The following is a 26709-nucleotide window of genomic DNA, read 5'->3' as shown; positions in this document are numbered from 1 at the left end:
GTCGCGGGGGAGGGGTCGTCCTCAGTGTCTCACCCCTCTTTCTGGATGTGGATCGCCGGCGCAGCCGTCGTTGTCCTGATCGTCCTCTGCAACATTATTCCCGACCCGCCCGAACCCAAGTCATCGTTCCCCGTCGAGAATGGCACGCGACCGGTAGGATCGAATGACGCCGCTGTCCTCGCGGCGGCACTTGGTGGACTGCAAAACTGCGCGAAGGCCCCGGTGTTGCAACCCCAGAATTGCCCCCAGCGGGTCGGGGACTGGTGGACCGGCGAGGCTACCAACGTGACATGGCGGATCCACGGGGTGCCCGGCGACGGTGCCGTCATCCACTACAACGGCGAGGAAGGCCGCTTCCACGTTCTCGGCACTGCTGTCCTGACGGCGTCCTACGAGACTGCATCCGGCCCTGACCTCAAGTTGAGGGTCATCGAGTTCTGGGCCCGAGTCGAGTGGACCGCAGGGAAAGCAAAGCTAGCAGAACTGAGAAACTACGACGATACGCCCAGGCCGGCTATCGAGAAGCGCAATCCGCAAGTCCCTGATGAGCTCGCTCTGTCTCTAGTGAAGACCGCCTTTGAGAGATGTGTAAAGACAAAGAAGTCTAAGCTGCCTCCAGAATGTCCTGACATCAATTCTGGCGCCGGGTCAGGCAAGATCAGTTGGAAGCTCAATGGCGACCCCTCCATCAACGCCAAGCCACGCTTCGAGTCGTCAACGGGGCTTATCCACGTCGACGGCAATTACTCGGTGACGGCGTCGTACAGCCAACTGTTTTTCGGAGCAACATCCCAACCAGCCAGCGGAAGGTACGACGCCATCTTGTCCGTCGATGACGGGAAGCCGCAGGTGCTGCGCATCAACAAGGCATAGCATCTCGTTGATGACCGATAACTGGGGGTGGTCAGCGATCGGCGCCCGGCGCGCTGGTTCGGGCGAGGGCGGCGGTCAGGGCCGCGTCGATGAGGCTGGCGGACTCCGCCGGCTCGTGCTGGTCGGTCTGAATACGCAGATCGAAGTCGTCGGGATCGCTGGCCTGTAGGTCGGTGAGGGTTTCGTCCCAGGCGGTCAGCCGGGCGTCGACGTCGGGGCTACCGCGGTGGCGGGCGCGTCGCGCGGTGACGTCCCGCGGGCACCACAGCAGCACCCGCAGCCAGGTCGCGGGGTACGCCCGCAGCGCGCGTACCCCGGCGACCTGACCCATGTGCACGACGGGAACGTCGCCGGTGGCGAAGGCGGCGGCGAGGCCGGGCCGGTCAACGACGTACCGGTTGTTGTACCGGGCATTCTCGTAGACGACCAGGTCGCGGGCTCGCATCTCGGCCAGCTCCTTCTCGGTCGCGAGCCGGTACCCAGGACGATCGCCGTACTCAGTGGCGATCTTGAGCTTTTCGAACAGCACGTACCGGTGATCGAGGCCGGTCAGGGCCTCGCTGATGGTGTCCTTACCGGCGGCGGGCGGACCGTAGAGGACTATCGCTGGAGGGTTCACGCCGGTGAGATTATCCGGCCGACCAGTGCCGCCTGTTCCTCGATCGGCCGCACGGCACCTGTCCCATTGTCAATGACGAGGTGGTTCCACGCCGGCCGCAGGGCCAGGTCGATCGCGCCGCTGTAGGCGTTCCAGTGGTTCAGCTTCCAGCTGTCGCGCGCCGCGTCGCGGCTGGCCAGACGCCGGTACATCGACTCGATGTCCGCGTCGACCCAGATGGTGGCGACCCTGATCTGCGATGCGGTGAACCGGCTTCTCATCCTGTCGAGCCATCGCGGGTCCGGTGCCTCCCGCAGCAACGGGGCGGTGACGATCGTGGAGGTGCCGTGCCTCAGCTGGTCGAAAGCGGCGTTGAGGAGGCATCGGTACTCGATCGGCCGGACAGCCGCCAGATAGGTGTCGCTGTGTCGGTCGTTCGGATCCCCGCCGAGTGCACGCAGTAGTTCTTCCGTCATCGGCCGGGTCAGCGTGTCCTTGTCGAGCAATGGCCACCCGGTCAGGGCCGCGAGCAACTCGCCCAGCTGCGTCTTCCCGCTGCCCGCGTAGCCGCCGACGACGACCAGCAGCGGAGCCTCCCGAGGTCCTCGCCGCCACCGGGCGTCGTGGGCGTCGAACACCCGTTGTTCCAGCAGGCTGAGGTCTACACCTGCTGGATCGCTGCCGCAGGCGCCGGTGACGGCGCTCTCCAGTACCTCCTGCATGATGCTGACCGGCGGCGGACCGGCCGCCTGCTCGTCGGCTTCTATGCGCGGCGCGGCCACGGCGGTCTCGTGGTGCCGTATGTCGCCGGTGCGAGCGACAGCCGTTACCGCGCCCCACCGTTTCCGGCGGGCCGCCTCCGCTCTTTCCTGCTGATACCGCCGCTCCAGCTCGCGGTACTGCCGGTAGGTGGCGAGCAACTCCCCGTCCGCGTGCAAGAGGGAGTCGCAGCGGCTCCAGAACGTCTCGTCCACCACCTGGGCGCCGGCTTCGACACCGGCGATGGTGCTGCGGGACATCGGAATCGCGTCGGCGAGGTCGTGCTGTCGAAGCCCTCGCAGGGTGCGCCACGTGGCCAGCTGGCGACCCAGGGTCTTCTTCGCATCCCGCATTCGCTGCGCGTCGCTCATGATCCACCTTCGCGTGGACGGTCCTGTGTCGAATCTTCGCGTCGGCAGTGTTCGACACAACGCGATCCGACGATAACTGAAACCCGACATCGATCGCTGCGACGGCAGAACCCACCGGTACGGCGGACGGCCCGCTACTCCGGAGGATCTCGGTCGCAGCCGGTGGTGCGAGCAGCTGCTTTCACCACCTACCAGGGGAGGCAGGGTTGCGAGTCTGGCTCGGCAGTACCAACGGGCAGTCCGATACAGGCCCGCAGGGTGGGTTGCTGTGGTCATTCGTGGCACCAGCCGTGGTGGTGGCGGTTATCGGTCTGGGCGTCGCGTTCTGGGCGGTGACGCTGCCGGCAGGGCCCGTTCCGGTCATGGCTTGGCTGGTGCTGATGGTCGCGGCCGGTGCCTGCGTCGTGATCGTCGCGGGCGCTGCGGTGCGCGCTCGTGGGATGGCCCGGTCCTTTGCCCCCAACGTGGTGGCCGTCGCGCCTGCTGCGGGTCTGCCGGTGGTGGTGGCGCAGCAGGAGGTGTATGTCGGCCTTGCGCGCCGGTTGCAGGGTCTGGTGCATCGGGAGATCCAGCTGCTGGACGTGCTGGAAGGGCAGGTCGAGGATCCTGATCTGCTCAAGGGCCTGTTTCAGGTGGACCATCTGGCGACCCGTATCCGCCGCTATGCCGAGAACCTCGCGGTGGTGGGCGGGGCCGTACCACGGCGGCAGTGGAGCAGGCCGCTGCCGCTGATGGAGGTACTGCGTTCGGCGATCGCCGAGGTGGAGCACTACGCGCGAGTGCGGGTGGTGCCTCCGGTGGAGGGCACCGTACGCGGGCACGCCGGCGCTGACGTGGTGCATCTGCTGGCCGAGTTGATCGAGAACGCGACCGCGTTCGCGCCTCCGCAAACGGAGGTGACGGTGCGCGCACGACGTGTGGCGGCCGGGGTGGCCGTCGAGGTCGACGACCGGGGCCTGGGGATGGCTCATGCGGAGCAGGATCGGGTGAACGCGTTGCTGGCGGACCCGGGCCGGGTGGAGGTCGCGGATCTGCTGCGTGACGGCCGTATCGGGATCTGGGTGGTCTCGGCGCTGGCCCGCCGGCATGGCATCGCCGTCAGGGTGCAGAACAACGTCTACGGCGGGGTGCAGGCGGTGGTCATCCTGCCGGTGGACCTGCTCGGGGATCGGACGGCCGACCAGCCGGCCGCCGCGGACGCAGGTCGCTCCTCGTCGCGCGGGGGACCGGCAGGTATCTCATCACCCACGGTCGGTGTCGCGGTTATCCCGGCCAGCGCACTGCACCCTTCGCCGCCGAGTGCGGGGCAGGCGCAGGGGGCGCCCCGAGGCGGCTTGCCGGCGAGACACGACGCCACGACTGCCGGGCACATGCAGGAGGCGAGCGGGACACGCCCGGCGCTGCCTCGCCGCGAGCGGCAGGCGCATCTGGCGGCACCGCTGCGGGAGCACCGTTCGGCAGCGGTGAACCAGCCGTCCGGTGAGCACAGCCCGACGCTGATGGCGGACTTCCTGCGCGGCGCCGCTTCCGCCGACGCCGAGCAGCACAGCGGGCGGCCGGGTTCATGACCACTGACCGTGTGATGTCGAGAAGAGGAGTGTGTGCGATGACTGGTAGTGCGTCCGGATCGGAACTGGCCTGGCTGCTGTCCGGCCTGGTGGAACGGGTGCCGCATACCCGCAGCGCGTTGCTGCTGTCCTCCGACGGGCTGCCTCGCGCGGCCCACGGGATGGCCGACGACAGCGCGGACCATCTGGCGGCGATCGCCTCCGGCCTGTTCTCGCTGACCCGCAGCGCCGCGGACCGGTTCGACGCGGGCTCCGGCGTACGGCAGGTGGTGGCCGAACTCGACGAGACGCTGCTGTTCGTTACCGCCGCGGGCGATGGCGCGGTCCTGGCGGTGCTGGCAGGCAGACAGGCCGATGTCAGCGTACTCGGCTACGAGATGTCCCAGATGGTCAAGAGCGTGCGGCCGTACCTGGCGACACCCGCCCGGGGCACCGTACTGCCGTCCCCCGCCCTGCGATGACGGCCGGCGGCGCGCATCAGGAGGCGTGGCTCGACGAGGCGGCTGGACGTCTGGTGCGCCCGTACACGGTCAGCGCGGGGCGGACCCGACCCACCACGGCGATGGAGTTGCTGTCGTGGGTGGTGGCCACCGGCGTACGGCCCAGGGGCCGGTTGGAGCCAGACCACGACGTGGCGCTGAGGCTGTGCGGCGCGGCGACCACAGTCGCCGAGGTCGCAGCCCGGATGAGGCTGCCGGCGGCGGTCACGAAGGTGGTGTTGTCGGACCTGGTGGCGGTCGGCGCGGTCCGCACCCGCCCACCCAGCCCCGCCGCCGACCCCACCGACCGAACGATCCTGGAGAGACTCCTTGCCGGCCTACAACAGCGACTCTGACCACCTCCCGCACGCCCTCAAGATCCTCATCGCGGGCGGGTTCGGGGTCGGCAAGACCACCTTCATCACCGCCACGAGCGAGATCACGCCGCTGCGTACCGAGGAACTGCTCACCGCCGCCGGCACCGGCGTCGATGACCTCGCCGGGGTGGAGGCGAAGACGACCACCACGGTGGCGTTGGACTTCGGTCGCATCACCATCGACCCCGCCACCATGCTGTACCTGTTCGGCACACCCGGGCAGGACCGGTTCTGGTTTCTGTGGGACGAACTGTGCCACGGCGCGCTCGGCGCGGTGGTCCTGGTCGACACCCGCCGCCTGCCGGACTGCTTCGCCGCCGTGGACTTCTTCGAGTCCCGCCGGATGCGATTTCTGGTCGCTGTGAACGAGTTCGACGGCGCCCACCGCTATGAACCGCACGAGGTACGCCAGGCCCTAGGGCTGCGCCCCGAGGTGCCAATCGTGACCTGCGACGCCCGCCACCAACGGTCCGCGACCGTCGTGCTGTTGACGCTCGTGCAGACCCTGCTCACCCACCCCGCCCGGACCCACCCGATACAGGCAGGCAACCCGACATGACCGACAGCTTCGAACCTCCACCCCTTACCCCGCCCGACTCGCAGGCCCCACAACGACTCCAGCGCCTTCGCGCGCTCGGCCTCGGCCGACCGGAACGCGACTTCGACGACTTTGCCCGCAACCTCGCCGACATCACCGACATGCCCTGGGCGATGGTGAACTTCCTCGACGAGCACGGCCAGTTCTTCGCTGGCCTCTACACCGGCCGTAGCACCCCGCCGGGACTGTCGGCGCCCACCCCAGTCGAACCGGGCCGCCGCATGTCACGAGAGCAGGGCTTCTGCCCCCACGTGGTGCACCGCCGCCGCGCCCTGGTCCTCGACGACGTCTGCGCTTACCCCCGATTCGCCGGCAACCCGGTCGTCGACCAGCTCGGCATCCGCACCTACATGGGCGCTCCACTGATCGACCACACCGGCACCACCCTCGGCACGATTTGCGTCGTCGGCACCGAACCCCGCACCTGGGGCCAAGAAGGGCTCACCACCATCAAAGCCTGGGCCGCTGACCTGTCCACCCGCATCAACCAGCGCGACCACCACCCCCGATAGCCGGGACACCAGCCCGAACACGCCACCGACCCCACGGGACATCCCCACCTCGTCGTGCCGCCCCGACCGGCGGCACACCCGTTCGGAACTGCTTGTGACAGCACCCCCACCACGGGCCTTCTGCCTGCGGCGTACCCCGCCGCCACCACTGGCGGACGCCGTGGGCGACTCACGAGGAGATCGGCAGATGGTCAACGGCTACCGCCTTACCCCCCGTCACACCCACCTGCGCGACACCGTCCGCGCGTTCGCCGAGACCGAGATCGCACCCCACGTCCCGCAACTGGAGGCGTCCCGGGCTGTGGCACACGACCTGTCCCGACACATCGCCCGCCAGGGCTGGCTCGGCGTCACGATTGACCCCACCTACGGCGGACTCGGACTCGGCCACCTCGCCAAAACGATCATCATTGAGGAACTGTCCCGCGTCTCGGCCGCCATGGGCGCCATGATCCAGGCATCCCACCTCGGCACCGCGAAGATCATCCACTTCGGCAGCGACCACCAGAAACAGACCTGGCTACCCGCTATCGCCGCCGGCACCTGCCTGCCCACCATCGCCGTCACCGAACCCGGATCCGGCAGCCACGTGCTCGGCATGACCACCACCGCCGTCCGCGACGGCGACGACTACCTCATCACCGGCACCAAAACCTTCGTCGGCAACAGCCACATCGGCGACCTGCACGGCGTCGTGGCCCGCACCGGACCCGGCTCCCGTGGCCTGTCCGCGTTCCTGATCGAAGCCGACCGCACCGGCGTACACCTCACCCCACATCAACCCGCGATGGGACTACACGGCTTCAGCTTCGGCGAGATCGTCTTCGACAACTGCCGCGTCCCCGCGGCCAACCGGCTCGGCGCCGACGGCGACGGTCTCGACGTCGCTTACTCGTCCAGCATCCTGTACGGCAGACCCAACCTCGCCGCCGTCGCCCTCGGCCTGCACCAGGCGATCCTCGACACGACCGTCGCCTACACCACCAGCCAGCACCGATACGGCGATTCGCTAGCCCACCTACCAGTCGTCACACAGCGCCTCGGCACCATCCAATCCCGGCTGATGACCGCCCGACTGGCCGTCTACCACGCCGCCCACCTGCTCGACACCGGACAACCCTGCGACGCCGAACTCATCAACGCCAAACTGATTAACGCCGAGTACGCCATCGACTCCGCCCGCACCGCCATGGAGATCCACGCCGCGCACGGCCTACACCCCCAGCGATCACCCTTGGAGCGCTACCTCCGAGACGCCCTGCACATCTTTGCCCCGGCCGGAACCTCCGACATCCAACTCCTCCGGCTCGCCGAACACGCCCTCGGCACGACCACCCCACCCTGGTCCGCCCGCTTCAAAACCCCCGCACTCCGCCGAGCCGCAATGAGCGTGACGCGGTGACACCCGCGCTGGCTACGACAGCGTGTCGCCTCTTTACATCCACCTACGACCTCGGCCAGCACCAGCACCGACACGCTGCCGGTGCTGGCCGACTACCTCCGCACGCGACTCGGTTCGCCGCCGCTGCGCCCGCCCGTGGCCGTCAGCTTCGACGTCGACGACACCAGCACGAGCCTCGCCCATGGCGTCAGAGCAGGCAGCAGCGAGTCACCACTCTCATATCCACGACCGAGAACAACGATGAGGAACACCCGTGACTCCGCTCCGTACGCCAGCCTCCCCAGGACGACCGCGGACCTCCCGAACGGTACGACTGACGGCGGCGTTGGTCTCCCTCACCATCGCCATGACACCAGTCCTTACCTACCCGATCCACACCGGCCCGCACCATCGCACCGCTGACGCGACGCAGATCCCCGCAGGCAGGGACGCGGCCTCCGACGGTGGGGACATTGCCGCTCCGTCGCAGATGCCCCCGGCCGCGACCAGCACGCCATGGGTTTCGGCAGGCCCGGTGCTGACCCGTCTGGCCAGCAGCCTTAGCACCGCACCCGCCGACACCACCAGCGGCAGATACCAGTACGTCGAACGCCGCACCTGGTACCGCGACATCACCGGCCCACCTGGACCGGCCGGATGGCCCCAGCGCATCCGCGTCGACCAACTCTGGCGCACCGACGACGCCGCGAACGGCCGGCAGGTCAGCACCCAGATCAGCACCACCGGCTGCACCCCCGACGGTCCAGACCACAGCTGGACAGGCCAGAGCGGGGGCGACCGGTTTGACCAGCCACCACCGACCAGAGCCGCTGACCTGCGGTCCCACCTGCTCCTCACCGTCGGCCCCGACCGGGACCGCCCGGTGCACATCATCGGCGGCGTCGCGATGCTCTACGAACGTCACGCACTCACCCGCCCGGTCCGTGCCGCGCTCCTCCGGCTCCTTGCCGAGCAACCCGGCCTCCTCGTTCAAACCGGCGTCACCGACCGCGTCGGGCGGACCGGCGTTGATCTAGCCCTCCCGTACACCGATCGTTCCGGCGTGGCACGACGCGACGTCCTCACCATCGATCCGAACACCGGCCAGCTCCTCGCGGCCTTAACCACCATCACCGGTCCCGTCCCACCGTCGGATCCGCGCATGGGGCCCCACGCCCGAGACGCGATCGTCGCTGAGGCCGACGGCTTCCGGCTTTACACCGACAGCCGCCGCACCCCGGACACCCGCACCCCGCCGGCAGGCTGCCAACACCCTGTCCCCAAGAGGCAGCCGACGTGAGGGTGCGCATCCGTGGGCTTACTTGATCCGGCTGGCCGCGAGCCGCACGGCCTCACGCCGTAGCCCGCGTGTCCGCCGGACAAATTCATGGGCCCGGCAGTTCCGCTCGGCTTCGGCAGTCAGCGCAGCCCAGCTTGGCGTAGCAGGTCCCGCAGCCCGTACCCGTCATCAACGACGACATCCGGCTCGAACCCCGACGTGGGCACCGCCCGGGCGGTGCGCGACGAGCGCATCAGGATCGCCGCCCCGGCTCCGGCGTGGCGGGCACAGGCGATGTCACGGTCGATCATGTCGCCGACGAACCAACACTTCCCAATCGGTACGCCGATCGTGTCCGCCGCGCGCCAGGCCAGCTCGGGGTTCGGCTTGCGTACCCCGATCTCGTCGCTGTACAACTCGGCGTCGAACAGCGCCCCGAGACCTACCGAGGCGAGGAAGTCCCGGTGCGCGGCCCCGCTGATCGCGTTGCTTACCACCACCATCGGCATCCCACCCGCCGCCGCGGCCTGTAGTGCTTCGGTGATGCCGTCGCGTACGGTCCAGTTGTCGCCCCACGCCCACGCGTAGCTCAACGACACCGCCTCCGCCCGCACGGCAGCCCGCGCCGCCTCCGGCCACCCCACGGTGATGAACTCGTCCCAGACTTGGTCGTGGCTCGCCTCCCGAGGACCCCGCTCGCGGCTGGTGTCATCGCGCCAGCGCGAATACCGACGGGCTCCGTCGGTGATGTCCCGGACAATCGTGTCGACCGGGACGGCGTGTCCCGTGAGGGTGTGCAGCCGCTGAACCAGGTCAGGTGGAAGGGGCCGCTGGTGGCGGGGCGACTCGACGAGAACGCCACCGAAGTCCAGCAGCAGCGCCGCAGGCGGAAACAGCATCATGCGTCCATCGTCGCCGCAACAGGCGCCGTGCGCGGGCAGAAGACGCGTAGCTCACGGACGGTCACGGTGCCCCGGCGTACGTAAGCGCTGAGCCCATCGGGTGTGGGCCCGGCTTGGTGGCCGGGCCCACACGCGTGGGTTACTCCTCCTCTGGGTCCTGTTGGTCCTCGTTGCGGTCGACGGCCCGATCGGCGCGGTCGGGGAATCCGTCCTGCGCAGTCGGCGAGTGCGGGTCTCGCTCGGCCGCCTCGCGGATCCGGTCGGCCGCCTCGCGGGTCATCGGGGTCTCCTTCGGCATGGTGTGCACCTCCCTCCGGGAAGCACCGGCATGCGCGCACGCCAGTCGCTACCGACAGAGGTTCACGGGCGTGCGCGCACGTCAGGGACACGAGTGAGCGGCGTTTCTCGGCGCGGTGACCACGTCGCACGCGGGGTACACCGCAGGCCCTCGAACTTCCCGTCCGGGGAAGTGGCCGCGCCCCGCCCCAGCACGGGGTTCGGGACGACACGTCTCATTGATAGGTCCGCGATCGAGGCGGGCCCGGCCGCTGTCGGGCGTTCCACCTTGCCGCCGGGGAATGCCGGCCAGCGCGTGGACCATCACCTCGCTGGCTCCCGACACGGCCCGATGCGTGGACCGCACCCCTGATGCTCACCCCGCCGCAGGCCGCCGTCAAGGATCTGACCTGCGAGTTCCTGAGTCGTCCGCTTCGGCTACCGACCCGGTTGGGCCGTTGCCCGGCGGGCCGCGTCCTGCGCGGACTTTCCGAACTGAATTTTGCTGCCGGCCAGCAGCAGCCATGCCGGGTACGGGCCGCGCTGCTGCCGGACGAAGACCACCTCACCCCCAACGGTGGAAATGATCGCCAGCGCGGCGAAGGTGAGAACTTTCAGCCACGCCTGCCCGCCAGCCGAATGTGGCCTATGTGAACACCCGTCTGATCGACAACGCTGGCGACGTCCGCCGGGAGCTCCTTCTGCATCAGGCGATCCCGCTCGGGCCGCGCCTGCGGACGCTGCAGCCCGGCGAGCGCCTCGGCGCATCCGCGACTGGGTCGCCAGGAATTCCTTGTCGTGTCGTCGTGCCTCCGACGTCCGGATTACCGCCAGCCGTCCAGAACGAGGGGTCGGCCGTCGCTGAAAGCTTGAATACAGGCTGTGGTGTACGGGTAGGTGTTCATGGGCAGCAGCGATATCGGGAACCATTCGATCTTGGCGCATTTGTGCGGTTCCGCATTGGTTGGTTCGCCCTGCTGGCGAGGGTTGTGGGTGGCGGTGAAGACGAGGCCGACGCGGGCGTGTCCGGAGGGGTTGCGGTGGTGCACCGTGGTGACGAGCTGTAGTTCGTCCGGGGAGAGCCGCACGTCGACTTCTTCGCGGGCCTCGCGGATGACGGCGCTGATTGCATCCTCGTCGGGTTCGAGTTTGCCGCTGGGCAGGTTCCATTGTCCGTCGGCGTAGCCGGTGCCGTCGCGGAGCGCGAGGAGGACGTGGTCGGCGTGGGTGAGCAGGAGTAGTACGTCAACGGGGTGGGTCGATGGTGCGGTCACGCTGGCGGAGCGTAGCTGGCTGACCAGCGAGAAGCGGGTCAACCCCGCCGGGCGATCCAGTCGATGCGTTCGGGGGTGCCGAAACCACCCGGCACCTCCACCAGTGGCAGCCCGACCTCGGCGTGGGTTCGCCGTACCGCCTCGGCGGTCTTGTCTTGCAGGTGGGTGACCTTGGCTCGGAAGGGGTCGGCAGGGTCGGGGTAGCGGTCCGGGAGGTAGAACACGGCGTCGTAGGTGGGGGCCCAGGCCCGGCAGAAGTGAGCCATCGCGTCGAGTACGTCGGCGTCGCGGCTGGCTTCGGCAGCGGGTAGGACGATGCAGGCGTAGGCGAGCACGTTGACAACGGTTTTGTCGCAGATCAGTAGTTTGTTGTGGCGGGCGGTGCGCAGTGTCATCGAGAGCTGTTGCGCGAACAGGTCGACCTCGGTTGCCAGGTCGAAGGTGCCCTTGCCGTGGATGACGATCTCTTCGATGAACGGACTGGTGCGGGCCGGCTCGCCGGTGCAGTCGACCTGTACTCCGCGTTGCCGGTAGTGGGCGGTCAGGGCGTGTACCAGGGTGGTCTTCCCCGCAGCGTGAGTGCCCTCGATACCGATGAGTACGCAGTCCCGCACGCTCATTCGCGTCCCCTGTTGGTGAGCGCTCGGAAGGTGGGGTGTTCGAGCCAGCCGACCCGTCCAGCGAGCCCGTCGGCCAGCATGGTGTTGACGTTCAACGGAGTTTGCCAGGTCAGCGTGCCGGTCGCGCGGAGCGCGACGTACGCGGTGGACAGGCTGTGCCGCAGGTTCAGCACGGTGATTCGTTCTCGCGCTTCGGTGTCGGCGTTGTGGAGCCAGTCGCGGTTGAGCGCGGTCATGGATTTGCGCGCCAGCTCGGGTTGCGTCACGTCGAGGCCCAACTCGCCGCACACGTCGACCAGCCGTCGTGAGGTGTGGGAAAGGACGCCTGCGGCGTCGAAGCGGGTGTCGAGCACCCGCTGGTCGCGTACGGCCGCGTGTCGGCGGTCGCGCCATGCCTGCCGGGCGGCGGTCAGGGCAGCCGGCGCCGCCGTGCCCGCGTTCGCGGCCAGCACCGCCAGGTCGCTGCACAGCTGGTGACCGACGACCAGATCCGCCGCGTCGGCCGCTGCGCCGATGTCACTGGCCGCTGCCTCCACCAGGTCTGGTCGTTCGTCCTCGCGGTCGAGGTACACGCTCGTCGCCCAGAACGGCAGCCCGGATGTCACCACCAGCGGCTCCCCGTCGAGCGGTACGGCGAGCCAGACCACCGAGTAGCAGAACGCCTGGTTACCGTCTTTGATCCGGTAGTTCTTGCTCCACTCGACGTCGATCGAGGCGACCAGGCGCGTGCCCGGCGGCCGGTCGGGAACCCTGCCCGGCCCGCCGACGTCGCTGATCACTCGCACCAGCCTGCATCCCTTTCATCTGAGACGTACCCGGTCACGGCCGGGCTGACCGCCGTCTGCGGTACGTCGCGGGCGACGGCCATCGAGGCTAGCGGTCGTCACCCCGCCGCGTGGGCAACCGGCGGACGGGCCGTGTCATGCGGGTGATCCTCGGACCCACCGACCTCCAGTACGTCCCACGCCGCCCTGTCGACGGCATCGGTGACGCGAAAGGTCCCCTCCCAGCGGTAACGGCCGGCGTGCACCGCCGCTGTCAACCCGATCGCCAGGCCCCGGCCCAGCACATACCGCCCCGTCTCGGCGGCACACGCCGGGCATTGCGGCAGCGGGCAGGGCAGTGGCTCAAGCGGCATGTCCAGAACGGCGCCGGCGTCACTGGCCTCGACCGAGGTGTCCACCATGAGCGCCATGCCCCGCTGCTTCGCGGCGCGGTTCACCCACGAGGCCAGCACCCCGGCCGCACCGCGCAGCGGCACCGCGGACAGCGCGGCCATGCGGGACAGATCGTCGCCGAGACGGTGACCGGCCAGGACCGCCGCGTGCCGGCGGGCCCGGGTCAACGCCCGATCGGTCAACCGGAGAAGTTCGGGTATCTCGGTCCTGTCCTCGACGACATCGGCCCGGAACCCGATCGACAGACTCTCCTCACCCACCTCGTAGGCGCTGCCGTGCCGACGGACCCCGAGGTAGACGGTCGCTGCCGCGACCGGGAGCGGCCCCTCGCCGGGCAGGTTCGCCCAGGCCAGAGCGAACGCGGCCAGCATGTCGCGCTGCCGGCCGAATGGACGCTGGTCGGCGCCGAACGGCGCCTCCGGCCACTGCAGGTTCGTGTACTCACGCACGGGCGTGCCCACCCGACCCGGCCGGACCGGCGTTGGACACGGTACGGATGCTGGCACCGAGATACTTGGCGAAGTGGTTGCGCTTGAACCGGTACCGCGCCCAGATCTCCGACACCGGCTCGTCCAGGAGGTTGCCGAGAGGCTCCAGCAGGTCCGGGGCGTCGTACACCGGCCATGCGCTCGCCTTGCCGGTCACCTCCACCAGGATCATGTGCCCCTCGGTGTCCGGGGTCCACGTCGTCATCCGCAGCGCCGGCCGCCAGTCGTGCACCGCCCGCGCCTCGGTCAGCCGATCGAAGGTCTGCCCAGCCTCCTCCAGGCTGATGAACTCGTTCTCCTCCAGATCGAGGGCGTTGCCCTTGCGCAGTGGCAGGATCAGTTTCAGCTTGCCCGCGCCGATGACGTCCGCGATCTGATAGGTAAACGGCAACGCGTGCAGCGTCGACCGGTACACCACGGCCGACAGCGACAGCGGCAAGCCCACCTCCAGGAACCCCCGAACGCCTGCCATCACCTCGTCGTAGTCGCCGCGAACCCGATTGGTGGTCGACCGCGGCCCCTCCAAGCCCACGTTGACGAACGCGACCTTCCCCACCATCGACCTCGCGTGCTGCAACCCCCGGGTGGCGTTGGTCGGCACACCGACGATGAAATCCCCGGCGTACATGTCCACGATCTCCCCGAAATCCCGGCGAAGCAGCGGTTCACCACCGGACAGGAACACCCGCGACACGCCCGCCAGATTCCGGCGGATGGTGTCCAGCTGCGGCAGCGTCGGATCCGGGAGCTGAAGCGTCTCGGAGCAGAACGAGCAGTCGAAGTTGCACCGTTTCGTCACCTGCAAGATCACCGATAGAGGAGCCCTCGCCGCCGTCACCAACTCCTCGATCGACGCGTCACGCGCGGTGAAGTGATGTCCGGCGGTGAAGGTGACCGGACCCGCCTGCTCAGGCGCGACGGATGGCATAGCGGGCATGCCAAGCATGGTCATCATGAGCCTCCTGATGAGTGGTCAATCGCGTCGAGACGTCAACCGAGACAAAGGCGCGCTTCGGCCCAGCCGCTGCCGAGGAGCCCGAGCATCACCTCGACACGGAACCTGGCGACCGATGCCAGTTTCGGACGCCCGCCGCCATCCGACAGCCGTCTGGGAAATCGAGGCGAGGAGCCTGGTCACGGGGGACGCACATCGACTGCTCCAAGTGGATGGTGGCGCTGCGGCATGACCAATGAACCCACCGTGCGCCGATGTCGAACACCTTCGACACGAGATCTCGACACCACCGGCGTGAGTGGCCCCCGGTCGACGAGCGGGTTGGCCGACCGGTAGGGCTGCGTATTCCACTACGGCGAGTTTGGCGAGTGGTCGATCGTGAGGTTGCTCGGTGGAGTGCGGCGGGTTGGCTCACAGGCTGGCGAGGAACAGCGCTCTGGCGGCGAGCAGTCCGATCCACCAGGCGGACGAACGTCCGGTCGCTGACGCGGCCGACGATCTTTTTTCCGACCCAGGCTCCGGCGGGGCCGCGCCGGTGTGGTCAGGCCGGCGGTGTGCCGAGCAGCCGTTCGATCAGCCGGGGCTCGCCGGGCCAGGCCGCGAGGATGACGTCTCGGGGTACTTGGCGTGCGGCGTAGCGCAGAGCGAGAGCAACCACGACGATGTCGTCGAGGGGGCCGATGACGGGCAGAAACTCGGGGATCAGGTCGATGGGGCTGGCTACCCAGATCCCGGCGATCAGCACGGCGATCTTCGCCCGGCGCGGCACTCGGGGGTCGGTGCGCAGTCGGCGGACGGTGGTGACGCAGTCGGGGATGAACGCGGCCAGGTCGCGCATGATGCCGGGCGGCAGGCGCCGGGCGAGCAGGATCAGCAGCGCCCAGGAGGCAAGCAGCAGCACGACCGCGATGGCCAGGCCGACGAGCCAGTCACGCATGATCACGGGCTCAGCATGTCATCGCTGTCGGGGGCGGCGCGATCAGTGGTGCTGGGGCAGCGGCTCCAGGTGCCACTGCATAGCGTTGCAGCGCAGGAGTTGGATCCGGGCGGCTTCGACGTGCTCGACCGGCCAGGCCCGGAGTTCGCATACGACCGGCCAGCGGGCTGGCGGGTCGACCCGGACAGGCATCCGGTGTACGTGCCCTACCTCCGCAGCGATGGTGGCGCGGCTCCGTTCGACGGGGGTCCGGTATCGGACCAGCAGGCCGATGCCGTCGACCGGTACGAGACGAGAGCCTGTCGGTCTCCCGGCTTGCGGTTACCGGGCCTGCGACTCCGCTGAGTTCAGGGCTTCGGCCCGCATCGTTTCCAGCAGTTGGCGGGCCTGTTCGCCGATGGCGGCGTCTGCGAGGAGCGAGTCGTACACCTGTGAGTAGACGCGGATCTCTTCTGGGTCGGTGAGGGTCAGTTCGCGGGTGTAGGTCTCGATCGTGGTGAGTTGGGAGCCGTCGGGCAGGGTGTAGATCACGAAGGGATGGGCGTGTACCGCTGAGGGGCGGACGCCGGTCGGCAGGATCGACAGGCTCACGCTCGGCAGCGTGGCGACTGACAGGATCTTGTCGTATTGGGCGGCGAGCGCGTCGTGAGGTACGGGGCGGAACCGCAGCGCGGCTTCGGTGATGAGGAAGTCGAACCGTCGTCCCTTCTCGTACAGGGCTGTCTGCCGTTCGACCCGTGCGGCTGCTGCCCGCGTGGTGTCGCTGACGCCGAACACGTCGGCGAGGGCGAGGACGCTGCGGGCGTACTCCGCGGTCTGAAGGAGTCCGGGTACTGCGGCGTGCTGGAAGACCTGCACCCGGTATGCCTCGGCGAGGGTCCGGCCGATCCGGCGTTGGTGCGCGGCCCGGCCGCCGGTCAGCGTCCGGTCCCAGATGATCGATGCGACCTGGATGGACTCCGCGGCGTTCGTCAGTTCGGCGGTGACCTCGGCGGTGGCGCCCGTCGCTGCGGACCATGACCGGACGTCGTCGACGGACGGTTTCGTGCGACGGTTTTCGATCTTCGAGACCTTTGACTGCGACCAGCCCAGGGCGGCGGCGAGTCGCGTGGTCGACAGACCTGCGTCCTCGCGGAGTTCACGCAGCCTGGTCGCGAGCGCCGTTTGATCGTCCACAGGTCTATTCACCAGGATCTACGCAACTCGTCCTGAACTGTCGGCAGGTAGTCCCGAAGTGGGACCGAGTGCGTCATCGCGAGGTCCCGTTGTGCGATGAGGCTCCCGACATCGCTGGTGGGCTCCATGGCGAGACGCCGGCCCTCCCCGTCGTACTCGATGATTACGCCGAACTCGTCATCGAGGAGCCAGAAGTCCTGCCTCAGCGCGCCCAGTGCCTCAGGGGCCGTCGCCCGGTCCGCGATCCGAACGTCCTCGCCGGCAGAGACGTTGCCGTGATAGCCCAGCAGCTCGAAGCGCAGGTAGTCCGATAGCGGACGGTGTAGGACGTGGACACGGCTCCAACGGGTGCCGGCCTGCACGCCGTCGGCCACCATCCGTAGCCAGGGATCGGCTTCTGGTGTGCGGGGTGGCAGCGGGCGTCCCGCGTGGAAGTCGCGCAGCAGGTCGACCTCGCCCGCCGCGCTGTACGCGGGCAGCGTTTCGAGCCGAAACACCGACCGCGCGGCCGTGCTCAGCCTGCGTTGAAGTTCGCCCATCTGCATCAGGTTGTCCCGTTCTGCCGCTGCCTTCCCGATCAAGTCTAGTCGAGGCTTGAGACTAGTCGCGGTGGGCGCTCTGTGGCAGTCTCGACCCTAGACAACGAAGGGAGTCAACGTGTCCGACGCTTCCGGGCGCCTGGTATGGCGTAAGAGTTCGGCGAGCCTCAGCGGAGACTGCGTGGAGGTCGCGTCGCTGAGTGAGGGGGTTGCCGTACGAGACTCGAAGAACCCCGAGGGCGGAATGCTCCGTTTCTCGCGTTCCGGATGGCAAGCCTTCCTCCGGGGCGCCGACCACGGAGAGTTCAGCAACCTGTGACCGGTTCACCCGGCGCATGCCGGCGACCTTCCCGCCCAGCCTGCGTCGTGGTGGGGAGTGAGAACGCCCGGCCCGAAGGCCCGAGCCGGGCGTCTCAGCCGGCGGGCGACCTCGGTCAGCCGCGGCTGGTCCTTCTAGACAAGGTCGTCGAACTCTCCCTTGGCTGCCCCGTCGAGAAACGCGGCGAACTCTCCGGTCGTGAACGCCAGCACGGGACCGTCCGGGTCCTTGGAGTCCCGCACACCGATCACCTCACCAACCCTCGCCACCTCGACGCATTGGCCACTCTGCTGGGTTCTGGTGCTCTTGCGCCAGACGGCACGGCTGAAGTCGATCATGAAAGCTCCCTTGCCACGTCCCGGATTATCGATGCGGAGTCATCCGGGCTGAGCGCCATCGCCCTCAGCCGGTCGAACGCCTGGGTCACGCTCCGCACCTCGGCGTCGCCTTCAGGGTAGAGATCACCGGCCATCGTCTCGATGTAAACGACCTCGCGGTCGGCGGGGTCGGTGAACCCGAGGATCACGAAGCCTCCGGGAGCGCCGGGATGGGCGCCCGCTCCGAACGGCACGATCTGAACGTCCACGTGCGGCAGGGCCGCGATGGTGGCGAGATGCTTCATCTGCTCGGCCATCGTCGCCGCCCCGCCGACCTGCCGACGGATCGCGGCCTCGTCGAGAACGACCCACAGCGCCGGTGGATGATCGCGGTGCAGCAGCGCCTGTCGACGCAGGCGAATCTCGATTCGCCGCTCGATCTCCTCTTCGGTGAGGCGAGCGACGCCGCCGTGCAGGCTCGATCGGGTGTACCCCTCGGTCTGTAACAGGCCCGGGATCGAGATCAGCTCGAAGTTCCAGATCCTGGTGGCATCGGACTCGAACCCGATGTAGGTCGCGTACTCGTCGGGGATGCTTCCCGCGTACCGATGCCACCATCCACGCTGCGTGGACGCCTGAGCCGCGTCGAGTAGGTCTGCCGTGGTCGAGGCGTTCGCGCCGTAGGTCTGCAGCAACGCCCGCACCGCCGGCACCCGAACGCCCACGAGCGCACGCTCCACCCGCGAGAGGTGTGACGGGGAGATCCCCGCGCTCGCCGCAGCTTCCTCGATCGTCATGTCAATGGACTCACGCAATTTGCTCAGCTCCCGCGCGAGTCGCCTGCGTCTCAAAGTAGGCCAGTTTGGCACCAGGACAGCATCTCACATCTCCACGAACAACCTCGGCCACGCAACTTGTCTGGATCTAGTCCGGGCTGCAAGACTAGGAATGCCTAAGACTAGTCTGCTGTCGGTCGGCGAACGTCTGCCATCAGCGCTCGATCAGGTCGGGGAGGTACACGGTGGGCTTCCTAGTGGGGATCGCGGTGTGTGCGGCGCTGCTGGTGGGCTTCGCGGCGGGGTTCGCGTTGTTCAGGCGTGCGCAGCGATGGTGTCCGGGATGCGGCATGCCGATCAGCCAGGCGCACTGCCCGCTCGACCCAAGGCCGTGGGAGGCGGGAAAGGCCCACGCATCCCAAGCGCAAGCGGCGGATCTGGCCACCAGAGGCGGATCGCGATGACGACAGCGCCGGCACCTACAAGCGTCTGCGCGATGTCTCGCCCTCAGTGTGGCCTGACACGGACGGTGCCGGGCGCCAGCGAGGTGGTCACCGGGGCGCGCGAACATGTCGGGTCACCCGGTCTTCTCGCGGTGGTGACCGGACCGATCCGCAAGCCGATCGACCCCGGCGTCGTCAAGCCAGGCGGTCTGACCCCGACCAGTCCGCCGAGGACTGTCGGCGACGCCTCAGTTCGTCGGATCGGGCACCAGCGGCAGCGGCCATGATCCCTGCCCCGAGTCCACGGCCACCACACCTGGCCCGGCACATGCCTCCGGTGCCCCGCCGCTTCGACACCGCAGGCGACATCACCCCCACCGACATAGCCGAAGCGCGCAAAGAACTTGGCCGCCACCTGGCCCAGTGGCGTACTGTCGCCGGGCTGCGACAGGTCGATCTCGCCAAGCTCATTCGCTACTCCCGAAGCCAGATCGCCAACGTCGAAGTCGGCCGGGACAACACCACCCGCGTCTTCTGGCGCAACGCCGACGCTGCCCTGGGTGCACGCGGAGCACTGCTGGCCATGTCGGACCGGGTCCAGGCGCTCGTGCAAACCTTCCAAGCACAACGAGAGCACGCACGCGACCAGGGGCGCCAGCAGGCCGGGACACCATCAACCCCGCCCATCTCTCCAGTGGAGCCCTGTCCGGCCGGGTGCGGGTGCGGGCCGGCCGTCGTCGGCCGGTGGACCACACGGGAGGTCCGCGCGTTACGCGAAGCGCTACGAATGAGCCTGCGCGCGTTCTCCGAACACCTCGACACGACCATCGCAGCCGTTTCCAGCTGGGAGCACCGGAGCACCCCCGCGCTCGATGAGCAGTCGATGCTGGACCAAGCCCTCACCGCCGCCGACAGCCACGCCAAAGCCCGCTTCTGGCTACTTCTCGACAACCCCGAAGACCCCATTCCCGGCGCACACGACCAACCGGCTGCCACCCGCAGGCCCACCGCCACCCCGATCCACCACGCGAACCGCATCCGCCCAGCGTCCTGACAGCCGCCAACCGCCGAGCCAACAGGGAGGGCCGCGATGCATCGCCCGATCCCCACGCTGCGCGGCACCCTGACTCACACCACCGCCGTCGAGCTGTACCAGCGCCACCACCCGACCGCGACCACGACATGCGCAAGGTGCGCCAGAAATCCATGCCCCGTACGAACATTCTCCGCATCCGTCATCGCGGCAGCCGGGGAAATCCCCTCCTGGTACGACGCCCCGACCACACCGCCCGCACCCGCCGGTACGGCACCCGCCGAACCCCGACAGCCCGAGAGCACACCCGGAATGACGCCGAATCCGAGCGAGACGCCACCGGAGTACTTCGGCCACCCGGTCGGCAGCCGCGATGTGCCATTGGCCGCCGCCGAGGGTCTGCTCTACGAGCGGGAGTACTGAGTCGGCCGCCGCCTAAGTGCAGGCCCCGGCAGCCCTGACGACAACTACCGCGGCACCGGGTCACGGGCTCGGCAACCCTTGTACGACGGACCCTGCGGGTCAGCCACGAGCCGCGCCTGTCACCCGTGCCGCCAGTTGCTCGACGGGCAGCGTCCCATCGAGGGTGACGGTGCCGGCCGGCAGGGTCTGAGCCGCGTGAGCGCACCGATTGACCTGGGCCAGCCGCCAGGTACGGACCTGCGCGTCCCGGGCTGGGTCCTGTGGCCAGAGCGACTGCGCTTCGATCCGCCTCCGGATAACGTCGGTCGGAACAGTGATGAAGTAGTGCGTGACGTCCATGCCGTGGGCACGCAGTCCGGTGAGGATCTCATCGAGGTAGGGCCAAACGACGACGGTCATGGGCACGACCAGTGTCCGCTGGTACTCCTGCGCGAGTGCGACCGCCGTGTTCACGACACTGCGTCGCCATACCCGCAGGTCTTGGAAGTCCCCGCTGGACGGTAGCGGCACGATCTCCCGGAGCATGAACCCAGGTAGTTCGGCGTCGAAGAGCAGCAGCTGGGGATCGTCCGCGATCAGCTGCTGCGCCAGTGTCGTTTTTCCCGCGCCGAATGCGCCGTTCACCCAGATCACCCGCACGGACTGTTCTCTCCCGTTGGTTCGAATGCTGGCCTCCCCACCGTAATCGGCGGCGCGGCGTGATGTACCAGCAGCCGGCCGCGGGAGGCGGCGGTAGTTCAGGTCGGCGATGCGGTCGTACTCAGCGATCAGCGCACCCCCGGTGCCCAGCACCTGATCGCAGCGGGTCCAGAACGGCCGCTCGGGGAGCTGTCGGCCGGTTTCGGTGTTCGCTATCGAGCTGCGCCCGTACTGCACGAGCCGGGCGAGCCCGTGCTGGGTGCGGCCGGCGTTCTTGCGCAGGTGGGCGAGGCGGCGACCGAGCGCGCGGCGGGCGGCGGTGATCTCGTCAGGGTCGACCATCGCTGCCACCCCCGGGTTGCTGCGGTCACGATGAGCGAACACCGTAGCCGCCCCCGGTGACACTTTTCGGCTGCCACTGACGGCCTTTGCCTGGCTGTCTGCGGTGGTCGTGCGGGCTCTCGCCGCCCTGCCGGGAGGCCGGGACGGCAGTGCTGGCGGTGTCGGAGTTGGTGTCGGAATCTACCGACAATGTCAGCGCACGGCGCTGCGGGCGTGTCGCCCCTGCCCCGTCCTACCGTCTCCGCATGCCTTCCGGACGTCGCGATGTCACCGCCGATCTGCCCCGTAAGCGGATGGCCGCCGGGCTGCTGATCACCGACGCGGACGAGCGGGTTCTACTGGTCGAACCCGTTTACAAGGCGGAGTGGGAGATCCCCGGCGGGTGCGTCGAGGCTAACGAGTCGCCGTACCAGGCCGCGATCCGAGAGTGCCGGGAAGAGCTCGGTCTAGACCTGTCGCCCGGTCCTCCACTCGTCATTGACTGGGTACCGGCCCGAGACGGGCGCACCGAGGGCGTCATGGTCATCTACGACGGCGGCACCCTCGATGCCACCGCGACGGAACGGATCGTGGTGCCACCGGAAGAGTTGAAGGGCTGGGCGTGGTCCGACCCGCCCCAGACCGCCCAGCGGCTACGGCCGCTGCTGGCCCGCCGGATCGCCGAGGCGCTGCGCGCCCGCGCTGACGGGTGTACCTACTACCTCGAAGACGGCGTCCGGGTCACCTGACCGGAGGCCAACGGGGCCTTCCTGAGGAAGGCGCTGCCTCGGCGGCGCCAGCCGAGATCACCGACAGCGGCACCGGCGCAGTCCCGCCGTCCTCCACGAGACACCACCACCCACCGCAGTTCACCCTGCTCACCTTCTGGAGGTACCGCCATGCCCAGAATCGACCACCCCGACCGGACGCCCGCCCGTCCCCAACCGCCGCGGGATTCGATGCTGCCGGAGTTGCGGGAGGTGTGGTGGGAGACCGGTGTGCGGGCGCGGGCGCAGGCCGGTCTGCTCGCCGTGTTCTCCGAGCTACCCCGCCTGGTCTGGGCCGCGCTCGTGGTGAGCTGGCGCGCCGATCGGCTGCGGACGACGGTGGTGGCAGCGACGACGGTCGGCGCGGGGGTGCTGGCGGCGTTCGGGCTCCTCGCGGCGCAGCGAGTGCTGGTGGAGCTGTTCGCCGGCGGACCGACCGCCGACAAGGTCCTCGCGGCGCTGCCCGCCCTGGCCGCGCTGGCGGCGGTGACGGCGTTGCGCGCCGGCATGGCCACCGCGATGGGGTACGCGCAGAACGGCCTGACGCCGAAGGTCGATCGGGAGGTGGAACGCGGCCTGTTCGAGGTGACGACGGCGGTGCGGTTGGAGGCGTTCGACGCCGACGCGTTCGCCGACGACATGGAACGCGCCTCCCGCGGCGCGAACTCCACCACCGGCCTAGTGCAGGCGTCGATGAATCTGCTCGCCGGCCTCGCCGGCGTCCTCGCGGTCGCGGTCGCCGTGGTGGTCGTCCACCCGCTGTTGCTGCTCGCCCTGCTGGTGGCGACGGTGCCGAACGGGTGGGCGTCGCTGCGCGCCGGGCACCTGCGCTACCAGACATACGCCGCCGGGTCGGTACGCCGACGCCGGCTGTGGCTGCTGCACCGGTTGATGGCCGAACGCGACTCCGCCCCCGAACTGCGCTCCTACGGGCTCCGGGGGTTCCTGCTCGACCAGTACGACCGGGTCATGGCTGTCGAGACCGGCATCCAACTGGCCCTGGCACGACGGGTCACCACGACGACCACCGTCGGCGCGATGATTGGCGGGGTGGCCACCGCCGTCGTGTACGTCCTGCTCGGCCTGCTGCTCATCGACGGCCAGATCCCCCTCGCCGCCGCCGCGACCTGCGTCATCGCCGTGCAGTCCGCGCAACGCTCCCTGGCGGTGGTCACGTTCCAAATCGACCGGGTTTACACCGAGGGCCAGCACTTCCGCGACTACACCGGCTTCATGACCCGCGCCGCCGACTACCTGCCAGCGCACACCGAACCCGCCGCCGAGCTGCCGGCACCGGGCCGGCTGGACGAGATCACCGTCGACGCAGTGAGCCTGCGCTACCCCGACCGCGACACAGCGGCCGTCGACCAGGTCAGCCTGACCATCGAGGCGGGGCAGACGGTGGCGTTCGTCGGGGAGAACGGCTCCGGCAAGTCCACCCTCGCCACCATGATCGCCACCCTCCGCACCCCCACCAGCGGCACCATCCGCTACAACGGCCAACCAGCCGAGGACTGGGGCACCGACGCGCTACGAGCCCGGATCGGGGTGGTGACGCAGGAGTACCACAAGTGGCCGTTCACCGCCGCCACGAACATCGCCGTCGGCGACATCACCACCTACGCCGAGCAGACCCGCATCGAGGCAGCCGCCGCCCGCGCCGTCGCCCACGACATGATCACCGAACTACCCCACGGGTACGAAACGCTGCTCGACCGCACCTTCGCCGGCGGCCAGGACCTCTCCGGTGGTCAGTGGCAGCGCATCACCGCCGCCCGCGGATTTCTGCGCGACGCCGACGTGCTCATCATGGACGAACCCTCGTCCGCCCTCGACCCCCGTGCCGAGGACGCCCTCTTCCAGACCATCCGCGACCGGCAAGGACGCGGCATCACGATCCTGATCACCCACCGACTGGCCAACGTCCGCCACGCCGACCGCATATTCGTCCTGCACCACGGCCGTCTCGCCGAGTCCGGCACTCACGACCAGCTCGTCGACGCCGACGGGCGGTACGCGGAACTGTTCGCCCTGCAAGCCGCCGGCTACGACACCACTGGTCCCGCCGCGGCGGTTCCCCGACAGACCGCGACCTCCGGACGGAGCACGCCATGACGACGCCGAACCTGACGAACCCTTCGCCTACGCTGGTGATCATTCGGGGAAACTCCGGCAGCGGAAAGACCACGACCGTCCGAGAGGTACGCCGCCGCTTCGGACGCGGTGCCGCCCTACTCGAACAGGACTACCTGCGCAGAACCGTGCTCCGGGAACACGACAGCGCCCACATCGACCCGGTCGCCCCGACGTTCATCACCGCGACCGCCCGCACCGCCCTCGACCTCGGCTACCACGTCATCCTCGAAGGCATCCTGCACACCGAACGCTACGCCCGTGCGCTCCGTCAGCTCATCGACAACCATGCCGGACCGGTCGCCGTGTTCTACCTCGACGTGACCTTCGACGAGACCGTCCGCCGCCACCTCCGTCGCGACGAGCCCATGTCCTTCACCCCCGAACACATGCGCAGCTGGTACACCCACCGCGACCTGCTCGACATCCCCAGAGAAACCGTCATCGGCGAGACCAACACCTTCGAGCAGACGGTCACCACGATCCTGCACGCCAGCGGCCTCACCACCGTCGACCCTCAAACACCCTGCCCACGACGGTGCCCGCACTGCGCCCGCAAAGCCGACCGGACGACCACCGTGACGGAGGCTTCGTGACGCCCCCTCCGGACCGGAACTCCGTAGCTCAGACCCGCTCATCTTCAGTGCAAGGCACCAGGGGCGTACACCAGGGAAGTAGGACCGTATCAATGAGAGACGTGCCGCCGAAATCGCGACAGACAGACACCCGCACGTCGCGGGATCATCGATCAGGCAGCAGGCGGAAGACACCGCCGGCAGCTTCGCTTCCCGACGTTGTGTTACCTCGGCGGGCGTCTCTAGGCTGCCACCGTTGGGTGGGTAGGCGCGAGGCGTTCGAGCGGGGGATAGGGCGATGTCGCTGACCGACACCATCGGCGCCGACTTGCAGGCGATGACTGCAGGTGTAGACCGGTCACAGCAGGAGACCGCAGCGGTCGACCGTGCCATCGAGCAGATCGCCGCTCGCGCAGTGGCCTCTGGCTTCATCGGCATCACGGCCGGTCTCGCCCGGGTACGAGAGGTGATCGGGCAGGCCCGATCCCGGTTGAACGAGGCATCGGGCGTCCTGAGTGAAGCATCGCGGTCTGTAGGTTCTGTGGCGCAACAACCGTCGCCACAGGAGACCATTGCCGCGCTCACCCCGGTGGTCGCGGCGTTGAATACGGTAGATGGCAGCGTGGCCGCGGCGGCGGCCGCGGTCGACGAGGCGCGGCGGCTTGTCGTGGCAGCGCTGCAGGGCGGTCAGCCCGGTCCTACGCTGGCGCGGCTGCAGCAGGTGATGCAGATCCTCGCGGCCGTCCGTACCCGCAGGGCTGAGGCCCGAGGCCGCGTCGACGCGGCGCTGGCGCAGGCTAGGCAGGTCGGTGAGCTGGGAAACTGACCACGGGCGGTGGTAGCGACGTCAGCCAACCGCCCACCCGGCGCGACACCTTCACGAGAGGGACCGAAGATGCCCCATCCGAGCGGCTCCCCGAGTGGCTGACGGACGCCGCTCGCGACCTGCCTCGACGGCAGGCAAAGGATCCGACCTCCGGTGTAGCGCTGATTAATGGACAGCGGATACCCATCAAGTCTGGCCGTGACCCGGCTGCCGCGGTCGACCTCAAACCGGCCTACCAGCTCATCGCCACCACGACCGACCATCTGGAGGCCAAGCTCGCGGCCCGGATGCGCCGCGAACACGTCACCCACGCTGCCGTAGTGACGAACAACCCGCCCTGCGACTACACCCCCTATGGCTGCGAGAAGATCCTCTCCCGGCTGCTGCCAGCCGGCGCGCAGATGGACGTCTACGTACGCGACGATGACGGGAAGGTACGCCACTGGCGTACCTACACCGGAAACGGAAAGGCGATCGCATGAAGGTGACCTGGACCTACGACCGGGGTGACCACCGCGATAACCACGAGGTCGACCTAACCGACCCCGACGCTCTGGAAGCCCTCCTGCGCGAGATCCACCAGGCTGGCGAGCCTGTCGTCGTCACGATCTTCAGCGACATCACCAACGACCCCGACGACCTGCCACCCGGCGTCCAGATCGGGCTCGGCCACAGCACCCACGCCTTCGCGGTACACATCGCCGACGACGGCGGCTACCTCAACGACCCCACAGTGCCACCACCTGACCAGGAACTCCACTTCGACCTTGGCGGGGTACCCACCGAATACCCCACCGAGCATCTCCGGCTGCGACCAGACACGGCCATACAAGTAGCGGGCGCCTTCCTCAAAACCGGCGCACCACCGCGCCTACCCGCTGGCCAGTGAGTAGGGCCTGCGGTTCTGCTGTGTTGGAAGCCGCCGAGGATGCGAGAAGCACATCGGGGCCTGCGTCTGGGTCCTGCATCGGACCGACGTTCAGTGCCCATGGCTACC

General features: G+C 68.7%; 34 protein-coding genes. 17 read left to right on the top strand and 17 right to left on the bottom strand.

Going from position 1 to position 26709, the window contains the following annotated elements; translation table 11 throughout:
* On the top strand, positions 1-873 hold an 873-nt coding region (locus AB0I71_RS24795; RefSeq protein WP_357588457.1), incomplete at its 5' end, for a hypothetical protein.
* A 31-nt stretch (positions 874-904) separates the two neighbouring features.
* Here the strand turns inward: AB0I71_RS24795 and AB0I71_RS24790 are convergent.
* Positions 905-1492, bottom strand: coding sequence for a kinase (locus tag AB0I71_RS24790; RefSeq protein ID WP_357588455.1), 588 nt, complete (start codon positions 1490-1492; stop codon positions 905-907).
* Positions 1489-2601, bottom strand: coding sequence for an AAA family ATPase (locus tag AB0I71_RS24785; RefSeq protein WP_357588453.1), 1113 nt, complete (start codon positions 2599-2601; stop codon positions 1489-1491). Before AB0I71_RS24785 ends, AB0I71_RS24790 begins: the two co-directional genes overlap by 4 nt.
* Before the next feature lie 278 nt (positions 2602-2879).
* On the opposite strand from AB0I71_RS24785, the gene AB0I71_RS24780 reads away from it, so the two are divergent.
* The 6 genes from AB0I71_RS24780 (at position 2880) to AB0I71_RS24755 (ending at position 7537) form a co-directional block, all read left to right on the top strand.
* Positions 2880-4169, top strand: coding sequence for an ATP-binding protein (locus tag AB0I71_RS24780; RefSeq protein WP_357588451.1), 1290 nt, complete (start codon positions 2880-2882; stop codon positions 4167-4169).
* Positions 4170-4207: 38 nt separating this feature from the next.
* Positions 4208-4630, top strand: a complete 423-nt coding sequence (locus AB0I71_RS24775; protein ID WP_204013538.1) for a roadblock/LC7 domain-containing protein — start codon at positions 4208-4210, stop codon at positions 4628-4630.
* A complete protein-coding gene (locus AB0I71_RS24770; RefSeq protein WP_091330042.1) occupies positions 4627-5004 on the top strand; it encodes a DUF742 domain-containing protein in 378 nt (125 codons plus the stop codon). The genes AB0I71_RS24775 and AB0I71_RS24770 overlap by 4 nt, the downstream gene beginning before the upstream one ends.
* A complete protein-coding gene (locus AB0I71_RS24765) occupies positions 4979-5584 on the top strand; it encodes an ATP/GTP-binding protein (RefSeq protein WP_357588448.1) in 606 nt (201 codons plus the stop codon). Before AB0I71_RS24770 ends, AB0I71_RS24765 begins: the two co-directional genes overlap by 26 nt.
* Positions 5581-6135, top strand: a complete 555-nt coding sequence (locus tag AB0I71_RS24760; RefSeq protein WP_204013531.1) for a GAF domain-containing protein — start codon at positions 5581-5583, stop codon at positions 6133-6135. Before AB0I71_RS24765 ends, AB0I71_RS24760 begins: the two co-directional genes overlap by 4 nt.
* A gap of 187 nt (positions 6136-6322) precedes the next feature.
* The gene (locus AB0I71_RS24755) at positions 6323-7537 is read left to right on the top strand and encodes an acyl-CoA dehydrogenase family protein (RefSeq protein ID WP_357588445.1); all 1215 of its coding nucleotides are present in this window, start codon (positions 6323-6325) and stop codon (positions 7535-7537) included.
* A 363-nt stretch (positions 7538-7900) separates the two neighbouring features.
* Here the strand turns inward: AB0I71_RS24755 and AB0I71_RS24750 are convergent, their stop codons facing one another.
* The gene (locus tag AB0I71_RS24750; RefSeq protein ID WP_357588443.1) at positions 7901-8260 is read right to left on the bottom strand and encodes a hypothetical protein; all 360 of its coding nucleotides are present in this window, start codon (positions 8258-8260) and stop codon (positions 7901-7903) included.
* Between the two features lie 139 nt (positions 8261-8399).
* On the opposite strand from AB0I71_RS24750, the gene AB0I71_RS24745 reads away from it, so the two are divergent.
* Positions 8400-8816: a hypothetical protein gene (locus AB0I71_RS24745; protein ID WP_357588441.1), complete on the top strand. Its 417-nt coding sequence runs from the start codon at positions 8400-8402 to the stop codon at positions 8814-8816.
* A 119-nt stretch (positions 8817-8935) separates the two neighbouring features.
* Here AB0I71_RS24745 and AB0I71_RS24740 read toward each other — a convergent pair whose 3' ends face one another.
* Positions 8936-9694, bottom strand: coding sequence for an HAD family hydrolase (locus AB0I71_RS24740; RefSeq protein ID WP_357588464.1), 759 nt, complete (start codon positions 9692-9694; stop codon positions 8936-8938).
* A 142-nt stretch (positions 9695-9836) separates the two neighbouring features.
* The gene (locus AB0I71_RS24735; protein WP_158573876.1) at positions 9837-9995 is read right to left on the bottom strand and encodes a hypothetical protein; all 159 of its coding nucleotides are present in this window, start codon (positions 9993-9995) and stop codon (positions 9837-9839) included.
* 350 nt (positions 9996-10345) lie between these two features.
* Here AB0I71_RS24735 and AB0I71_RS24730 point away from each other — a divergent pair, with 350 nt between their 5' ends.
* The gene (locus AB0I71_RS24730; RefSeq protein ID WP_357588439.1) at positions 10346-10627 is read left to right on the top strand and encodes a hypothetical protein; all 282 of its coding nucleotides are present in this window, start codon (positions 10346-10348) and stop codon (positions 10625-10627) included.
* 170 nt (positions 10628-10797) lie between these two features.
* Here the strand turns inward: AB0I71_RS24730 and AB0I71_RS24725 are convergent, their stop codons facing one another.
* The 9 genes from AB0I71_RS24725 to AB0I71_RS24685 form a co-directional block, all read right to left on the bottom strand.
* On the bottom strand, positions 10798-11247 hold the full coding sequence (locus tag AB0I71_RS24725; RefSeq protein ID WP_357588437.1) for an NUDIX domain-containing protein: 450 nt from the start codon (positions 11245-11247) through the stop codon (positions 10798-10800).
* 38 nt (positions 11248-11285) lie between these two features.
* Entirely contained in the window at positions 11286-11867 is a 582-nt protein-coding gene (locus tag AB0I71_RS24720; protein WP_357588435.1) for an AAA family ATPase, read from the bottom strand.
* Positions 11864-12652 carry a hypothetical protein gene (locus AB0I71_RS24715; protein WP_357588433.1) on the bottom strand — a complete coding sequence of 263 codons (789 nt, stop codon included), beginning with the start codon at positions 12650-12652 and terminating at the stop codon, positions 11864-11866. The genes AB0I71_RS24720 and AB0I71_RS24715 overlap by 4 nt, the downstream gene beginning before the upstream one ends.
* 98 nt (positions 12653-12750) lie before the next feature.
* Positions 12751-13494, bottom strand: a complete 744-nt coding sequence (locus tag AB0I71_RS24710; RefSeq protein WP_357588431.1) for a hypothetical protein — start codon at positions 13492-13494, stop codon at positions 12751-12753.
* A complete protein-coding gene (locus tag AB0I71_RS24705) occupies positions 13487-14470 on the bottom strand; it encodes a radical SAM protein (protein ID WP_357588429.1) in 984 nt (327 codons plus the stop codon). The genes AB0I71_RS24710 and AB0I71_RS24705 overlap by 8 nt, the downstream gene beginning before the upstream one ends.
* A 559-nt stretch (positions 14471-15029) precedes the next feature.
* Positions 15030-15425, bottom strand: coding sequence for a DUF1232 domain-containing protein (locus tag AB0I71_RS24700; RefSeq protein WP_043723897.1), 396 nt, complete (start codon positions 15423-15425; stop codon positions 15030-15032).
* A gap of 42 nt (positions 15426-15467) precedes the next feature.
* On the bottom strand, positions 15468-15617 hold the full coding sequence (locus AB0I71_RS24695; RefSeq protein ID WP_357588427.1) for a hypothetical protein: 150 nt from the start codon (positions 15615-15617) through the stop codon (positions 15468-15470).
* Between the two features lie 129 nt (positions 15618-15746).
* Entirely contained in the window at positions 15747-16601 is an 855-nt protein-coding gene (locus tag AB0I71_RS24690) for a helix-turn-helix transcriptional regulator (protein ID WP_357588425.1), read from the bottom strand.
* A gap of 8 nt (positions 16602-16609) precedes the next feature.
* Complete coding sequence (locus AB0I71_RS24685) at positions 16610-17146, bottom strand: DUF6879 family protein (protein ID WP_357588423.1); 537 nt, start codon at positions 17144-17146, stop codon at positions 16610-16612.
* A gap of 112 nt (positions 17147-17258) precedes the next feature.
* Between AB0I71_RS24685 and AB0I71_RS24680 the strand changes: the two genes are divergently transcribed.
* Positions 17259-17459: a DUF397 domain-containing protein gene (locus tag AB0I71_RS24680; RefSeq protein WP_357588421.1), complete on the top strand. Its 201-nt coding sequence runs from the start codon at positions 17259-17261 to the stop codon at positions 17457-17459.
* Positions 17460-17593: 134 nt separating this feature from the next.
* Here AB0I71_RS24680 and AB0I71_RS24675 read toward each other — a convergent pair whose 3' ends face one another.
* Entirely contained in the window at positions 17594-17797 is a 204-nt protein-coding gene (locus AB0I71_RS24675; RefSeq protein WP_091330000.1) for a DUF397 domain-containing protein, read from the bottom strand.
* Positions 17794-18645 carry a helix-turn-helix transcriptional regulator gene (locus AB0I71_RS24670; RefSeq protein WP_357588419.1) on the bottom strand — a complete coding sequence of 284 codons (852 nt, stop codon included), beginning with the start codon at positions 18643-18645 and terminating at the stop codon, positions 17794-17796. Before AB0I71_RS24670 ends, AB0I71_RS24675 begins: the two co-directional genes overlap by 4 nt.
* Positions 18646-19332: 687 nt before the next feature.
* On the opposite strand from AB0I71_RS24670, the gene AB0I71_RS24665 reads away from it, so the two are divergent.
* Positions 19333-20049: a helix-turn-helix transcriptional regulator gene (locus AB0I71_RS24665; RefSeq protein WP_357588417.1), complete on the top strand. Its 717-nt coding sequence runs from the start codon at positions 19333-19335 to the stop codon at positions 20047-20049.
* Positions 20050-20550: 501 nt separating this feature from the next.
* Here the strand turns inward: AB0I71_RS24665 and AB0I71_RS24660 are convergent.
* Positions 20551-21432 carry a helix-turn-helix transcriptional regulator gene (locus AB0I71_RS24660; protein ID WP_357588415.1) on the bottom strand — a complete coding sequence of 294 codons (882 nt, stop codon included), beginning with the start codon at positions 21430-21432 and terminating at the stop codon, positions 20551-20553.
* Positions 21433-21677: 245 nt separating this feature from the next.
* Here AB0I71_RS24660 and AB0I71_RS24655 point away from each other — a divergent pair, with 245 nt between their 5' ends.
* The 6 genes from AB0I71_RS24655 (at position 21678) to AB0I71_RS24630 (ending at position 26601) form a co-directional block, all read left to right on the top strand.
* The gene (locus AB0I71_RS24655; protein WP_357588413.1) at positions 21678-22160 is read left to right on the top strand and encodes an NUDIX hydrolase; all 483 of its coding nucleotides are present in this window, start codon (positions 21678-21680) and stop codon (positions 22158-22160) included.
* A gap of 150 nt (positions 22161-22310) precedes the next feature.
* Positions 22311-24293, top strand: a complete 1983-nt coding sequence (locus AB0I71_RS24650) for an ABC transporter ATP-binding protein (RefSeq protein WP_357588411.1) — start codon at positions 22311-22313, stop codon at positions 24291-24293.
* Positions 24290-24907 (top strand): AAA family ATPase, encoded by a 618-nt coding sequence (locus AB0I71_RS24645; RefSeq protein ID WP_357588409.1) that lies wholly within the window; start codon positions 24290-24292, stop codon positions 24905-24907. The genes AB0I71_RS24650 and AB0I71_RS24645 overlap by 4 nt, the downstream gene beginning before the upstream one ends.
* Before the next feature lie 277 nt (positions 24908-25184).
* Positions 25185-25712 carry a DUF6244 family protein gene (locus AB0I71_RS24640; protein ID WP_357588407.1) on the top strand — a complete coding sequence of 176 codons (528 nt, stop codon included), beginning with the start codon at positions 25185-25187 and terminating at the stop codon, positions 25710-25712.
* Complete coding sequence (locus AB0I71_RS24635; protein WP_357588461.1) at positions 25709-26194, top strand: DddA-like double-stranded DNA deaminase toxin; 486 nt, start codon at positions 25709-25711, stop codon at positions 26192-26194. Before AB0I71_RS24640 ends, AB0I71_RS24635 begins: the two co-directional genes overlap by 4 nt.
* Positions 26191-26601 carry an Imm1 family immunity protein gene (locus tag AB0I71_RS24630; RefSeq protein WP_357588405.1) on the top strand — a complete coding sequence of 137 codons (411 nt, stop codon included), beginning with the start codon at positions 26191-26193 and terminating at the stop codon, positions 26599-26601. Before AB0I71_RS24635 ends, AB0I71_RS24630 begins: the two co-directional genes overlap by 4 nt.
* Positions 26602-26709: the final 108 nt, after the last annotated feature.

Source organism: Micromonospora sp. NPDC049891 (assembly GCF_040660295.1).
Lineage (GTDB): Bacteria > Actinomycetota > Actinomycetes > Mycobacteriales > Micromonosporaceae > Micromonospora.
This window is presented reverse-complemented; position numbering and strand designations above follow the sequence as displayed.

What these genes read in the sequence shown, in the direction of transcription:
- AB0I71_RS24730 (WP_357588439.1), top strand. Translation starts at nt 10,346, where the DNA reads ATGCTCACCCCGCCGCAGGCCGCCGTCAAGGATCTGACCTGCGAGTTC.
- AB0I71_RS24705 (WP_357588429.1), bottom strand. Translation starts at nt 14,470, where the DNA reads ATGCCCGCTATGCCATCCGTCGCGCCTGAGCAGGCGGGTCCGGTCACC.
- AB0I71_RS24775 (WP_204013538.1), top strand. Translation starts at nt 4,208, where the DNA reads ATGACTGGTAGTGCGTCCGGATCGGAACTGGCCTGGCTGCTGTCCGGC.
- AB0I71_RS24675 (WP_091330000.1), bottom strand. Translation starts at nt 17,797, where the DNA reads ATGATCGACTTCAGCCGTGCCGTCTGGCGCAAGAGCACCAGAACCCAG.
- AB0I71_RS24755 (WP_357588445.1), top strand. Translation starts at nt 6,323, where the DNA reads ATGGTCAACGGCTACCGCCTTACCCCCCGTCACACCCACCTGCGCGAC.
- AB0I71_RS24660 (WP_357588415.1), bottom strand. Translation starts at nt 21,432, where the DNA reads ATGGTCGACCCTGACGAGATCACCGCCGCCCGCCGCGCGCTCGGTCGC.
- AB0I71_RS24640 (WP_357588407.1), top strand. Translation starts at nt 25,185, where the DNA reads ATGTCGCTGACCGACACCATCGGCGCCGACTTGCAGGCGATGACTGCA.
- AB0I71_RS24645 (WP_357588409.1), top strand. Translation starts at nt 24,290, where the DNA reads ATGACGACGCCGAACCTGACGAACCCTTCGCCTACGCTGGTGATCATT.
- AB0I71_RS24735 (WP_158573876.1), bottom strand. Translation starts at nt 9,995, where the DNA reads ATGCCGAAGGAGACCCCGATGACCCGCGAGGCGGCCGACCGGATCCGC.
- AB0I71_RS24720 (WP_357588435.1), bottom strand. Translation starts at nt 11,867, where the DNA reads ATGAGCGTGCGGGACTGCGTACTCATCGGTATCGAGGGCACTCACGCT.
- AB0I71_RS24770 (WP_091330042.1), top strand. Translation starts at nt 4,627, where the DNA reads ATGACGGCCGGCGGCGCGCATCAGGAGGCGTGGCTCGACGAGGCGGCT.
- AB0I71_RS24685 (WP_357588423.1), bottom strand. Translation starts at nt 17,146, where the DNA reads ATGCAGATGGGCGAACTTCAACGCAGGCTGAGCACGGCCGCGCGGTCG.
- AB0I71_RS24650 (WP_357588411.1), top strand. Translation starts at nt 22,311, where the DNA reads ATGCCCAGAATCGACCACCCCGACCGGACGCCCGCCCGTCCCCAACCG.
- AB0I71_RS24740 (WP_357588464.1), bottom strand. Translation starts at nt 9,694, where the DNA reads ATGCTGTTTCCGCCTGCGGCGCTGCTGCTGGACTTCGGTGGCGTTCTC.
- AB0I71_RS24785 (WP_357588453.1), bottom strand. Translation starts at nt 2,601, where the DNA reads ATGAGCGACGCGCAGCGAATGCGGGATGCGAAGAAGACCCTGGGTCGC.
- AB0I71_RS24700 (WP_043723897.1), bottom strand. Translation starts at nt 15,425, where the DNA reads ATGCGTGACTGGCTCGTCGGCCTGGCCATCGCGGTCGTGCTGCTGCTT.
- AB0I71_RS24655 (WP_357588413.1), top strand. Translation starts at nt 21,678, where the DNA reads ATGCCTTCCGGACGTCGCGATGTCACCGCCGATCTGCCCCGTAAGCGG.
- AB0I71_RS24760 (WP_204013531.1), top strand. Translation starts at nt 5,581, where the DNA reads ATGACCGACAGCTTCGAACCTCCACCCCTTACCCCGCCCGACTCGCAG.
- AB0I71_RS24630 (WP_357588405.1), top strand. Translation starts at nt 26,191, where the DNA reads ATGAAGGTGACCTGGACCTACGACCGGGGTGACCACCGCGATAACCAC.
- AB0I71_RS24695 (WP_357588427.1), bottom strand. Translation starts at nt 15,617, where the DNA reads ATGCCTGTCCGGGTCGACCCGCCAGCCCGCTGGCCGGTCGTATGCGAA.